The organism is Bacteroides sp. AM16-24 (assembly GCF_003471885.1).
In the GTDB taxonomy this organism is placed as follows: Bacteria; Bacteroidota; Bacteroidia; order Bacteroidales; family Bacteroidaceae; genus Bacteroides.
Genome location: NZ_QRKI01000020.1, coordinates 1 through 14,941, shown reverse-complemented (window position 1 = coordinate 14,941; position 14,941 = coordinate 1). Strand labels below are relative to the sequence as shown.

6 protein-coding genes are annotated in these 14,941 nt (G+C 40.6%); 5 read left to right on the top strand and 1 reads right to left on the bottom strand.

The window, feature by feature from the left end:
• Positions 1 to 84 precede the first annotated feature (84 nt).
• The gene (locus DW182_RS18720) at positions 85 to 4,296 is read right to left on the bottom strand and encodes a hybrid sensor histidine kinase/response regulator transcription factor (protein ID WP_118296488.1); all 4,212 of its coding nucleotides are present in this window, start codon (positions 4,294 to 4,296) and stop codon (positions 85 to 87) included.
• 363 nt (positions 4,297 to 4,659) lie between these two features.
• Here DW182_RS18720 and DW182_RS18715 point away from each other — a divergent pair, with 363 nt between their 5' ends.
• The 5 genes from DW182_RS18715 to DW182_RS18695 all read left to right on the top strand — a co-directional run bounded on the left by DW182_RS18715 (position 4,660) and on the right by DW182_RS18695 (position 14,712).
• Complete coding sequence (locus DW182_RS18715; protein ID WP_370449832.1) at positions 4,660 to 6,675, top strand: DUF2264 domain-containing protein; 2,016 nt, start codon at positions 4,660 to 4,662, stop codon at positions 6,673 to 6,675.
• 78 nt (positions 6,676 to 6,753) lie between these two features.
• Entirely contained in the window at positions 6,754 to 7,884 is a 1,131-nt protein-coding gene (hemW, locus tag DW182_RS18710; RefSeq protein WP_118296486.1) for a radical SAM family heme chaperone HemW, read from the top strand.
• An 88-nt stretch (positions 7,885 to 7,972) separates the two neighbouring features.
• Positions 7,973 to 8,515, top strand: a complete 543-nt coding sequence (locus tag DW182_RS18705; protein ID WP_007660103.1) for an RNA polymerase sigma-70 factor — start codon at positions 7,973 to 7,975, stop codon at positions 8,513 to 8,515.
• A gap of 210 nt (positions 8,516 to 8,725) precedes the next feature.
• The gene (locus DW182_RS18700) at positions 8,726 to 13,012 is read left to right on the top strand and encodes a two-component regulator propeller domain-containing protein (protein ID WP_118296485.1); all 4,287 of its coding nucleotides are present in this window, start codon (positions 8,726 to 8,728) and stop codon (positions 13,010 to 13,012) included.
• A 104-nt stretch (positions 13,013 to 13,116) separates the two neighbouring features.
• Positions 13,117 to 14,712, top strand: coding sequence for a glycoside hydrolase family 43 protein (locus DW182_RS18695; protein ID WP_118296484.1), 1,596 nt, complete (start codon positions 13,117 to 13,119; stop codon positions 14,710 to 14,712).
• The last annotated feature ends 229 nt before the right edge of the window (positions 14,713 to 14,941 follow it).

Below are 14,941 nucleotides of genomic sequence, written 5' to 3'. Positions count from 1 at the left end.
GCAATAGGACTGCAAGAACAATATTCCATTTTTCGGAAGTTGCTCTTGCAGTATAAAAGACAAGATAGTTAACAAACAGATACTCTATTTTTCCGGAACATCATCTTCCACTGTGCCATTCGAAGTAAAACGCTCCATATATTCGGAAGGGTGCATACCAAACTCTTTCTTAAAACTATTACTGAAATAACGCGGATCATTATATCCCACAGCATACGCCAATTCTGAAATACGAATACTCTTCTTCTCTTCCATTATACGACAAGCTGCTTTCATACGAATATTCCGGATAAAGGAAACATAGGTAAGACCGGTCAATGACTTCAGCTTCCTGAAGAAAGTCGATTTAGCCATATACATCTCCTCCAACAGCTTCGCCTGATCAAAGTCAGGATCGTCCAAATGACGATGCACACAATCAATAGCCCGTTGCAGAAAATCCTCATCAACACTGGTGTAGTTCAACTCTTTGGCTTCAAACATCAACTGTTTCTTGAAGTCCTTTCCCATACGTTCGCGGCTACGGAGCAAATTGGAAATACGCGCATGAAGAACACTCAAATTGAAAGGTTTACTGATAAAGCCATCAGCACCCGACTCATAAGCCTCAACCCGGTCTTCCTCCTTATTCTTAGCCGTCAGCAAAACTACGGGAATATGGGACGTTTCAAACTTATTCTTAATATATCGGCAGAACTCAATGCCATCCATCTCAGGCATCATTACGTCAGAAACAATCAGATCGATCTCTTCCTGCTCCACCACATCTATAGCTTCCTTACCGTTATTAGCCGTGTGAACCATATAATCCGCACCCAGCAATTTCGTCATTAACTGCAATAGCTCTTCGTTGTCCTCAACAATCAGTATAGAGTATGAAGACCGGACAGCAGCTGGTTCAGCTTGCTCCTCGGTATCATCATCAGAGGCATTTTCGCCAAGCTCATCTGATAACGGTTCATTCTTTGCCTCTTCCGCATCTGCCGGTAAGCTTTCTTCTATTTCTTCTTCCGCATACGAATTCCGGAGGACCGGGAAGTTTACAATAAATAATGTACCTTCCCCTTCTTTACTTTCTACCGTAATAGTACCATGATGCAATACAACCAAATCGCGCACCAATGACAAACCGATGCCGGTTCCAATGGTCCTGAACTTCCGGTAATCCCCTTCATAGAAGCGTTTGAAAAGGTTCTTCTGAGCTTCTGCCGATATACCGGGTCCATTGTCTTTCACCACCAGACGTGCTGTTCGATCTTCATTTTCAGACAGTTCCACACTGACCATGCCACCGGGACGATTATATTTAGAAGCATTAGACAGTAAATTATAGAGTATCTTATCTAATTTATCCGGATCAAAATAAGCGTTGAAAGGATCGGGCGAACATGAAATCCGGAACTGAATATCTTTCTTCTTCATCAAGGGGCGGAAGCTATCCAGACTGCGATGTACAAATTGCGCGAGGTCACCTTCAGAAACCCGCAACTTAAGATTCCCTGTCTCCGACTTGCGGAATTCAAGGATTTGTTGCAGCAGGCGTATCAGGCGATTGATATTGTTATTCATCACTCTATATTGCTCCTTATACGTTGGTGCGATCCGTCTCAGTTCATCCACCGAAGCAGAAAGAATAGTCAACGGAGTCAGTAACTCATGAGTAATATTAGTAAAAAATTGCAATTTGGCATGATTAACTTCTTCCGCCTTGGCTTGTTCCATCTCACGCAGATGCAGAGCATTTCGCAAACGAATACGGTTACGTATCACTCGGAAACTATAATAAATGATACCGCAGATACACAATATATATAAGGTGTAAGCCCACCAGGTCTTCCAGGGAGGCGGCAAAATTACGACTTTCATCCGGAGTGTCTCTTCGCTCCAAATACCGTTGGCATTAGAAGCCTTTAATTGAAAGATATAAGTACCTGACTTCAGATTGTTATAATAGGCAAAACGTTTGGAGTCACCAGTATATTGCCAACCAGAATCAAAGCCCACCAACTGATAAGCATATTGATTTCTATCCGGATTGGCATACTCTAATGCCGAAAATTCAATACTAAAGTTATTGTGCCAATGATCCAACTGTATCTCTTTGGCAAAGCCGGGCGAAAGTTGTGAAATCGCCATACGTTCTTTTGCAGGCAGATTTCCCCATGACTGATTGAAAATTTTAATGTCAGTCACTACCACAGAAGAGGAAAAAGGCTGTTCCTGCTGTTTCTCCGGATAAAAGCTATTGTATCCCCGGTGTCCGCCGAAGAACATTTCACCGTCAGCTGCAACCGCCTGAGCACTGCGGATAAATATATTATCCTGCAAACCATCTACTGTGGTGTACAAACGGAAAGTCGCACTTTCCAAGTTATCCGACAGTGTAAGCTTTATCAATCCGGCATTCGTGCCCAACCATAAATTACCCTCTTTATCACTCCTGATACTGACAACCGCATCTCCCGGAAGATTCCATTTCGCATGTACCGGAAGAAAAGTGTCAGTAGCTTCATCATACAGACTCAGTCCGCTACCTCCTGTTCCTACCCAAATACGTCCTTTGGCATCAGTGTAAAGACAATCGGCATACACACTGTTAAGCTTTTCATTCGTAGCAGAATAACATGAAACGGTATAACTTCCTTTTTCATCACAATGAAGCCGAAAAACTCCGTGTGTATTGGAAGCTACCCACATATCTCCGTCATTTCCTTCAGTCAGATACATAGCCGGAATGTTTCTCATCTGGTTACTTCCAACCTGTAAAGTGTCCAGTCGCACCGCTTCTCCATTCACTGTACGCATTGAGACTCCATTACGTGTAGCAAACCAAAGGTTGTGCTTTGAATCTTCATAGATATGAAAAACGCAGGAACCTGCCAACCACGGTACATCCTGAGCATAGTAGTTCTTCACCCTCTGTGCAACAGGCGCCTTCTTATTCACCTCATAAACTCCTCCGTCATAAGCAGCAATCCAAACGTGCCCAGTAACGGAATGTTGCATCATAGACATTATTGTAGAGATGCCACGATAGCGATTAAATTCGGGCATTTGGGTATAATAAGTGAATTTCCCGGTTTGAAGGTTCTTCACTCCCACCCCATAGGTTCCTATTCCCAGCCAAAGCAGCCCTTCGTCATCCAACAAAATGCTGCGGACAGAAGTCGTCTTCAGCATTCGTTTGACCTCTAGCAACTGGTCCCAATAGAAATCTGCTTTCCTGGTACTTACCTTATTTACGCCACCGCCAATCATACCTACCCACATCAATCCCTGGCGATCACGCAGAAGGGAAGCCACTTCATCACTGGCTATAGAATTGTCTGATTCACTGGGATAATAATTACAGAAAGACTCGTTTCCCGTATAATTTTCGGCCAACGGAAGTATACTTAGTCCCTTACGAGTTCCTATCCATAAAGAATGAGTATTAAGATCTTCGGACAAAGCATAGATGATATCATCTGAAATACCGGTAGCGTTCTTTTCATCGTACCGATAAGTAATCCAAGTAGTCTTATCCGGATGATAGGCGTCTTTCAACAAGGCTAAGCCACCGCGCCAGGTTCCCACCCATATATTTTTTCTACTATCCTGAAAAACATAATGAGCAGAATTTTGGCTATTCATCTGTGGGTATCTGAAATACTTACCGGTTTTCTTTTCATAGCGATACAGCCCCGCATTCCATGTTCCGATCCAGATATCTCCCCGGTCATCTTCGAGTAAAGATTTTATAGCAGTCCTGGGCATCACGTTTCCTGTATTTTCACCACCATGACACAAAAAGTCGTTCATCTCCTCTTTCCACTCATATACTCCCCAATCTGTAGCAAACAGGATACGTTCATCACTCGTTATCAAAATTTTAGGAATACTGTTACCGTTCATCTCCGGATGGTCAATTTTCCGTATTACCCCTGTTTTTTTGTCCAAAACATTCAGTCCGCTATAAGTGCCGATCCAAAGGCGATGTTTTGTATCTTCCGCTACACAAAAAACATTATTGTTAGTCAACAAATCAGCACGGAAAAGATTGGATTTATAAGTAGTGAGAGAATAACCATCATATTGAAAGAGCCCGTTACGAGTAGATATCCAGATATATCCGTCGCGATCCTGATAAATGGACTGCACATCCTTACTGAGTAAACTGTTTAGTATAGATGAAGACTTAAACACCAAAGAATCTGACTTAGGTATTACTACAGCTTGACATATCAAAGGAAAAAATATTCCAAAGCAAAAAACAAAACCCCAGATTTTTTCTTTCATAGTAAGCATTATTTTCATGATTATCCCCGTTTTGAATATTATTAATAACACTCGACAAATATACGTAAATATATCTAAAAGAATCTTATCCATTGGTAATTTTATATTTCAATCATTCCAAAATGAGACATACCTGAAACATACTTGCTCCGTACCAACCCCGTAATTTCCCCGTCCGGAGGTACTTCTGAGTGGAGAATGTACGGAGCAAATATGCTTCTGATAAGGCTTTAACAAGGAGCGGATAAGCTCAAAAAGACAATATTGATCTAAATTTCACCCTTTTTGGCACTAAAGTAGCCGTTTATATTGCCCAAAATACCTTTTCTTTGCGAAGAGAAAAAAAGGAGAATATTCTTACCATGTAATACACACATTATGATGAAAACCGTATTTTTAAAACTAACCGGAGGATTGTTACTACTTACTTTATCAGTATCCTTAGAAATGAATGCCTCCTCGCCACAAGCTAAAAATGATTCCGTATTTCATTTGGTTAAACCGGATTATCAGTTGAGCCCACTGACGGGCATGACTCGCCAACACTGGATGGACGCAGCAACCTATTTATTGGACGGAGCATTTAGCTACATCCACACATTGGATGAGCCGATGCGTTTCCCCAAACAACCGGGAAAAAGCTATCCAACGGATGGAAAGTTCAACAAGACGGAAAATCTGGAAGGACTTTGCCGCACCATGTTTGTAGCAATTCCTCTATTAAAAGAAAATCCAGATTTGGTACTGAATGGAATCAAAGTCGGGGATTATTACCGGCAACAGTTGCGCAATATGAGTGATCCGTCGAAGTCCGGATATATTCAACATCTCAAAGGTGGGCCAAGCCAGACACTTGTAGAATTCGGAGCACTTGCCCTGTCGCTTACCGTAATGCCTGAGATTATCTGGGAGCCACTGACTCAAAAGGAGAAAGATGATCTTGCCGCATTAATGCTTAGTTATGGCAACGGACCGACAATCGGTTCTAACTGGCGCTTCTTCAATATATTCGTCATGTCTTTCTTCAAAGATCAAGGTTATGAAGTAAAAGACGGGTATATGGATGAATTGCTGCAAAAATCACTGGCACAATATCGTGGATACGGATGGTATAATGACAGTCCGGCCTATGACTACTATAGTATGTGGGCTTTCCAAATGTATGGTATGATTTGGGCACATTATTACGGTGAGAAATTTAATCCGGAAGCCGGACGTCAGTTTGTCAGCAACTTCCGTGATTTGGTTCCTAACTATCCTTATATGTTTGCTGAGGATGGTAAAATGAATATGTATGGACGCAGTATTACGTACCGTATAGCTGCCGCTGTACCTTTCCCGCTGATGGGGTGGCTCAATGATCCGTCTATCAACTATGGCTGGATGCGCCGCATTGCTTCTTCCACCTTGCTCCAGTTCCTTGAAAATCCTGCATTAATGGAAGACCGGGTACCCACACTGGGATTCTACGGAGCTTTTGAACCTGCCGTACAGATTTATAGTTGTCGTGGCAGTGTTTACTGGATGGGAAAAGCATTTCTTGGATTATTATTGCCTGCTGATAATCCGTTTTGGACAGCTATCGAGAATAACGGAGCTTGGGAAAAAGAGTTTCAACCCGGCAAGGTGTATAATAAGTTCATGGAAGGCTCTAATACCTTGGTGACTAACTATCCCAATAGCGGCACTTCGGAAATACGTGCATGGTGTCACGAAGCAGTAGCTAAAGACTGGCAGAAGTTCCGTTCTACCGAGAATTATAATAAACTGTCTTACAACACAGCATTTCCCTGGATGGCAGACAGTCCGGATGGCAAGGTATCTATGAACTATGCTGTACTGAATGCCAAACAAGAATGGGAAGTACTACGCCTCTACACCTTCAAGAAGTTTGAAGATGGAATTTACTACCGGGATGCAGAACTTGAAACAAACCCGGAAATCAAATTCCGCCTGGCAGAAATTCCACTTTTTAATGGTATTCTGCGTGTAGACAAAATATCTTTCCCGATTACAACAGAATTACGTTATGGACACTATTCATTACCGGAATTAAAAAGTCCCATTGTTACAAAGGAGCAAAAGTTCGGAGAATATACCGCCTACTGCATGGATAATGGAGCCTATCAGACAGCGCTTATCAATCTTCAGGGTTGGTCGGAAGTGGAATTTGTACAGACTGAAGGACTACATCCGGTAAGTAATAAATGTTCCGTAATCAATGTAGCCACCACTCATTCCGGTGATAAAGTCTTTATCACACTACAATTATGGAAAAAGAGTGGCAAGCCATTTACTAAAAAAGAATTGGCACCTGTAAAGTCCTTCAAACAGACCGGAGACACTATAACCATTTATTTCTCTGACGGAACGGTGAAGACGGTTTCTCTCTCCTGATGTAAGTTTCGGAAGGAATAGTTATCTTTGCCGCCAAAGTAAGAACTACAGAAGTTCTTCTACAGAAACAATATAGTTATGGCAGGCATCTACATACATATCCCCTTCTGCAAGACACGTTGCATTTATTGCGATTTCTATTCCACCACACGTTCGGAATTGAAATCGCAATATATCCGTGCCCTTTGTCGGGAGTTGACGGAACGCAAGGAATATCTGAAAGGGGAAGCTGTTGAAACCATTTATTTCGGCGGAGGTACGCCGTCACAATTATCGGAGGAAGACTTTAAAGAGGTTTTCAAGACGATTGAACAGGTTTACGGAACGAGGAAAGCAACAGAAGTAACTCTTGAAGCAAATCCCGATGACCTTACGGAAGAATATACCCAAATGCTACGTACTCTACCGTTCAACCGCATCAGTATGGGAATACAAACTTTTGATGATGCAACACTACGATTATTGAACAGGCGGCATAACGCCGCACAAGCAATAGAAGCAGTACAACGCTGTCGGCAAGCAGGTTTTCAAAATATCAGCATTGATCTGATTTATGGTTTGCCCGGAGAGAATGACCAACGCTGGGCACAGGATTTACAGCAAGCAGTCAGTCTTAACGTGGAGCATATTTCCGCTTATCATCTGATTTACGAAGAAGGTACCCCTCTTTACAAAATGCTGCAACAACACTCTGTATCTCAAGTGGACGAGGACAGTAGTCTGAACTTCTTCTCCACATTGATAGACACTCTTTCTGCTGCCGGATACGAGCATTATGAGATTTCGAACTTCTGCAAACCGGAAATGTACTCCCGACACAATACTTCTTATTGGCAAGGTATCCCTTATCTGGGATGCGGCCCGTCCGCACATTCCTTTGATGGAGACTCGCGCGAATGGAATGTAGCTTCACTAAATCAGTATCTTTCATCTGTAGAACAGGGGCAACGTCTACACGAAACAGAACAACTGGATACACGAACCCGCTACAATGAATACATCATCACAGGTCTGCGCACAATGTGGGGAATATCCACTGAAGAGCTGAAAAGTAAGTTCGGCGACCGACTTTGGGAATATTGTTCGGAACAAGCCAAACCTTATCTGGAAAATGGGAAATTAAAGTTGCATAACGATCGGTTAAAGCTAACCAGGGAAGGCATTTTCGTCTCAGACGGTATCATGAGTGATCTCTTGAAGATAGATTAACTACATATTTTAGAAAGACGAGAAGCACGCAGAATAGGATATTTAATTTGAAACTCTTACCTTTGTCCGGTGATTGCATAAAGACAATATGACAGAACAGGAAGTCAGAAGATATCTACGGAAAATGAGCGAGCAGGACTCCCAGTCTGCTTTCCGGGAATTTTATGATATGACGTACGACCGCCTGTTCCGCATTGCTTACTACTATACCCATCATGAAGAATGGTCACAAGAGATCGTACTCGATGTTTTCATGAAACTTTGGGAACATCGTAAACAGCTATTAGATATAGCTAATATCGAAGATTACTGTTTCATACTCGTGAAAAATGCTTCTCTCAACTATATAGAAAAAGAGGAACGCCGCCCTACCCTATCAGCTGAAGTTTTACAAGAACCTGCAGACCAGGATGTATCTCCCGAAGATACTCTTATCAGCGAAGAGCTGTTTGCCCGTTACGTAAAAGCCCTCGACCGATTACCGGAGCGTTGCCGGGAAGTTTTTATCCTGATTCGCGAAGAAAAACAGACATACGCACAGGTTGCAGAGAAGCTCGACATCAGTACAAAAACGGTGGATGCACAATTGCAGAAGGCAACGAGCAGGCTAAAAGAGATGTTATTGAAATAGTTCATTATACAGGATACCCCCTTCAGGATGCTCTTCTACAGCTATAAATGACAGATTTTACAGGTATATGTACGATTATTCATGGTACTTTATTTCTTGTTGGCTACTTTTGCTACCCAATAAAAGTGAATTCATATAAATCAATTCATTTTTTTATTCTAATATTCTAATTACTTTTATTTTCCATTTATTAATAATCTTGGAATCTATATGAAACGCATAATTTTATTAGCCCTCATATCTCTGATTGCTCTTAGTCCCAACGCCTATGGTGAAATTGAACTCCGGGCCAAGCAAATGAGAACCACCGATGGACTTCCCAGTAACTCTATTCGTAATATATACCAAGACAGTAAAGGATTCCTATGGTTAGGTACCCTAAACGGGCTTAGTCGCTACGATGGTAATTCTTTTCTTAACTTCCAACCGGAAATTAATGCCAACGGACGTATTTCGTTGATAGATAACCGAATAAACAGAGTGATAGAGGATCAGAACGGTTTCCTCTGGATAGGTACAGGACCTGAATTATATAGCTGTTATGACTTGCAGAAAAGCCGTTTTGTGGATTTCACCGGAAGTGGAGAATATGAGCAAAATTATGCCTATTCATTATTTGCCTCTAACGGAGACATATGGTTATACCACAAAACAAATGGTGCACGACACATTATAACTAAAAGTGACCGAACCATGACCTCCGTAGAATTTAAAACCGAACGTGGAAATCTGCCGGATAATAGAGTTCAATTTATAAAAGAAGATGAAGCCGGTCGTATTTGGATTGGTACGATGCGTGGGCTTGCATTCATTTCTAAAGGAGATTTTAATATTATAGACAGGAAGAACAATTTTATAGCTTCCATCACACACGAACGGGATATGTTCTTCCTAACGGATGATGGCTATATATATTGGTATAATACAACTTCCGGGAAACTATCTAAATCTGCAGAACTGCCTGCTGGGAAAATACGTTCTAACTGCAAATTCGCATTTAAAAATCAATGGATTATTTTCACTTCCACGGGTACATACAATTATGATTTCAACTCTCATAAGGTGACAAATGATCCTAAACTGAACATCAAAGAAGGTATTGTACTCAACGATAACCGTGGTAACTATTGGGTCTTCAATCATACAGGGAAAATCTACTATATTCTTTCAGAAACAGGAGAAACAAAAGAACTACAACTAATACCCAAAGATAAATTAAGCTATATTGATAATGAACGTTATCATATAGTACATGATTCCCGAGGAATCATCTGGATTTCAACTTACGGCAATGGTTTATTCGCCTACAAGCCATCTGAAGATAAATTAGAGCACTTCGTTTCTAATACAAAAGATTCTCCCATCGGTTCGGATTTCCTATTAGCTATTATGGAGGACAAAGCGGGAGCTATTTGGGTAAGCTCCGAGCATTCCGGATTATCACGCATCACAATATCCAATGAAGGGATAACCCGCATCTATCCGGATTCTCCGGATCTCTTCGACCGTTCGAATACCATTCGGATGTTGAGTCGAACGGACAATGGAAATATATGGATAGGAACTCGAAAAGGGGAATTATATAATTATGATATTCACTTAAACCCTCAATACAAGAATCAATATCTTCATTCCAATGTTTACGTTATTACTGAAGACAATCGCGGAAAGCTCTGGATGGGAACCCGAGGAGAAGGATTAAAAATAGGAGACACATGGTATAAAAACGACCCTTCCGATCCATCATCATTAGCACACAATCACATCTTTTCTATTTATCGTGACAAAAAAGGCCGTATGTGGGTAGGTACATTGGGAGGAGGTTTAGATTTAGCCGAACCGACAAGCGATGGCAAGTATAAATTCCGCCATTTTTTCCAACAAAAATATGGTTTAAAAAGAGTAAGAGACCTATTAGAAGATGAAAACGGTATGATATGGATGGGTACCAGCGAAGGATTTTGCATTTTCCATCCTGACTCGCTGATTGCCAATAGCGACAATTATCATTTATTCAACAACGTAAATGGTAAATTCTGTTCTAATGAAATCAGATGTCTATTCCGTGACAGCAAAGGCAGAATGTGGGTAGGTACTTCCGGAGCAGGAATCAATCAGTGCACTCCTACAGACAACTATAATTCTCTGGAATATGAACACTACGGTATACCGGAAGGGTTAGTAAATAATGTGGTAATGTCTATCGAAGAAGATAACCAGGGAAAACTATGGGTAGCAACAGAATATGGTATTTCCAAATTCACTCCCGAAAACCATTCGTTTGAAAATTACTTCTTCTCCTCCTACACACTGGGAAATGTTTATACAGATAATTGTTCGTGTAAGGGAGCAGATGGAAAACTTCTTTTCGGTACAAATTATGGTCTGACAATTATCGAACCGGAGAAAATGCCGGAAAATGAAACTTTCTCTCCTATTGTCTTTACTAATTTAAAAGTCAATGGCATCCAGATGAGTCCCGAAATGAAAGATTCTCCCCTAGCAGAACGATCTTTGGCTTATTCTGATAAAATCACTTTAAAATATTTTCAGAACTCTTTTATTCTGGACTTCTCCACTTTCGATTATTCAGACAATGGACAGACTAAATATCGATATTGGCTAGAGAATTACGATAAAGGATGGAGTGATCCTTCTTCATCAAGTTCTGCAGCCTTCAAATATCTCAATCCCGGTACTTATACTCTCCATGTAAAATCTTGCAATGGAGCCGGTATCTGGAATAACGACGAAACTATTTTAAAAATAGTTATTGTTCCTCCATTTTGGAAAAGTAGCTGGGCCATGTTAGGATATGTAATTCTAATCATATTAGCTTTGTTCTTTGCCTATCGCATTGCCAATAATTTCAATCAATTACGTAATCGTATCCATGTAGAAAAACAATTGACAGAGTACAAATTAGTATTCTTCACCAATATTTCCCACGAATTCCGTACTCCGCTCACATTGATTCAAGGCGCATTGGAGAAGATGCAGCGCATTGGCAATATTCCAAATGAACTGGTCTCTCCATTACATATAATGAATAAAAACACCCAGCGTATGCTGAGACTTATCAACCAGTTACTGGAATTCCGAAAAATGCAGAATAATAAGTTAGCATTGTCACTGGAAGAAACAGATGTTATCGGCTTCCTCTATGAAATATTTCTCAGTTTTGGTGATGTAGCAGAACAGAAAAAGATGAAATTCCTTTTCAAGCCATCCGTACCATCTTATAAAATGTTCATCGATAAAGGAAATCTGGATAAAGTGACTTACAATTTATTATCGAATGCTTTCAAATACACCCCTGCCAATGGTACCATCATTTTTTCCATACAGATAGATGAGACAAAGAAAACTATACACATTCAAGTTTCTGATACAGGAGTAGGCATTCCCAAAGAAAAACAACATGAGTTATTCAAACGCTTTATGCAAAGCAGTTTCTCTGGTGACAGTATCGGAGTTGGATTACATCTTACGCATGAATTGGTACAAGTTCATAAAGGCACCATCGAATATAATGATAATGAAGGGGGAGGTTCCATTTTTACTGTTTGTCTTCCTACCGACAAATCTGTTTATACAGAAAAAGACTTTCTTATTCCCGGCAATGTGCTACTAAAAGAGATGAACGAACAAACACCTCCTCTGAGTGAACGTACTCCAGCCACTTTAGAATCTCCCCAACCAGCAATTCCTCTGAATAAACGAAAAGTGCTGATAATTGAAGATGATAATGACATTCGTGAACTGCTGAAAGAAGAAATTGGCACTTACTTTGAAGTAGAAGTGGCAGTAGATGGAACATCTGGCTTTGAGAAGGCCCGTACTTATGATGCTGACTTAATCATTTGCGATGTCCTGATGCCAGGAATGAGCGGGTTTGAGGTCACAAAAAAATTGAAATCGGACTTTGCAACCAGCCATATTCCTATTATTTTGTTAACAGCACTCAGTTCGCCAGAGAAACAACTGGAAGGGATTGAATCCGGCGCAGATGCTTATATATCCAAACCATTCAGCATCAAATTCTTGTTGGCACGAGCGTTCCGCCTTATAGAACAACGGGAAAAACTCCGCGAAAAATTCTCCAATGAACCGGGTATTATACATGCAGCCATGTATTCCACCGATCGTGATAAAGAGTTTACCGACCGTCTAGACATCGTGTTAAAAGCTAATATTTCGCGTTCTGATTTCTCAATAGAAGAATTTGCTCAACTTATGAAACTTGGACGTACGGTATTCTATAAAAAGATACGAGGTATAACCGGATATTCACCCAACGAATATTTACGCATCATGCGTATGAAAAAAGCAGCGGAATTATTGTTATCGGAAGAACACCTTACGGTAGCAGAAGTGGCTTATAAAGTTGGCATAAATGATCCGTTCTACTTTAGCAAATGCTTTAAAGGGCAGTTTGGCATATCACCTTCTGTATATCAAAAGGGAGGTGAAAAGCCTCAGATAGAACCGGAATAAATTACAATATTACATGTATCCGTATTATTTTACTGGAAAACAATACGGATTTCGGCCTATTTTTGTGACCTTAATAACTAATACATTTTATTTCAATGAAAAGTATGAGACTCATTTACGTCCTCTTTTTTATTTCCATATCCTTTGCTCTAAAAGGACAGGAGATTCCTAAGTACTACGACAACCCTGTACTGTCTGGATTCAATCCTGACCCTTCAATTTGCAGGGTAAATGATGACTATTACATGGTCACTTCTTCATTCACCTGGTACCCCGGTATCCCCATTTATCATAGCAAAGACCTTGTAAACTGGGAAGTTATAGGACATGCCATTGATCGTCCCGACATGATAGACATGAATGGGGTAAATGATAACAATGGCATCTGGGCAGTTACTATACGTTATCATAACGGAATTTTCTATCTGATCACCACTGCTCATAAAAACGGAGAAAATTTCTACATAACTGCCACTGATCCCAAAGGACCATGGTCTGCCCCTGTATGGCTGAAAGATGCAGCAGGAATTGATCCTTCCTTATTCTGGGATGATGATGGCAGATGTTACTATACAGGTAATTTCTGGGATTTCAAAAAATCATGGCCTGCACAATGTGCTGTATGGATGCAGGAATTAGACCTTTCCCAGGGAAAACTCGTCGGTGAACGGAAAATATTAACTTACGGACATGCCAATAATGCAACGTATGCCGAAGGCCCCCATATTTATAAAATTGACGGAAAGTATCTCTTATTGATGGCAGAGGGAGGTTCAAGTTATCATCATGCCATAACCGCACACCATAGCAAATCATTATGGGGACCTTATGTAGCAGCTAAAGTCAATCCGGTACTCACTCACCGACACTTGGGCAGCAAGTGCCCTCTGCAAGCTTTGGGTCATGCCGACCTTGTGCAAACTCAAAAAGGAGAATGGTATTCGGTTTTTCTGGGAAAAAGAATGCTAAATGAGTATAATCCCCTTGCAAGGGAAACTTTTATGTGTAAAGTAGAGTTCGAAGATTCCACTCCGATTTTCAATCCGGGAATGGGCATGATATTGCCTAAACAGGAAAGACCAGACCTTCCGTGGACACCTATTAAAGCTAAACCGGTGCGGGACAATTTTGATTCTCCCACTCTTGGTTCAGAGTGGTACTTCGTAAGAATACCTCAAAAGGCATTCCACAATCTAGCAAACGGTCAACTGGCTTTGACCTTACAACCAGAGATAGTAGACAGCCTAGTAAATTCAGCTATGGTTATACAGAAGACCAGGCATCATCAATTCAAGGCAACTGCCCTGTTGAATTTTCAGACAAAGAAAGATAATGAACAGGCAGGATTGATTCTTTACCGAACTGCCAACGGATATTACAGTCTGCTGAAAGATAAGTCCGGCATTGCTTTAATAAAAAAACACCTTGAAAAAAAGGAAACCATCGAACATATCCCATACAACAAACAAAAGGTGTTTTTATCTGTAGCAGTTAATGGTACAGAAATACAGTTCAGCTTTGGAGAGACCCAGGAACATATGATAAATATTGGCGGTATTCAGAATGTAGCACCTTTATCGGATAACAAATTCAATAAGTTCAACGGTACCGGTGTTGGAGTATATGCTACGAGCAATGGGAAACAATCTCGAAATAAAGCTCTCTATGATTGGTTTGAATATATTTCAGACAAAAATTAAAAGGCATATAAAAAGAAAAATCTGCAATAAATTTCTGAAATATCCATCTTATGAGATAAAAAATATGGTCTCGTGAAATGGATATTTTTATATCACGAGACCATTTTCATTAGTTTATTTTCGGCTTCAATTCATCCGGAGATCCTTTTGTATATGATTTCACATCACCTGCTACTTTTTTAACCTGAATAATTCATAGTCTCCACAAAAAAGAGAACGCCCTTCTTGT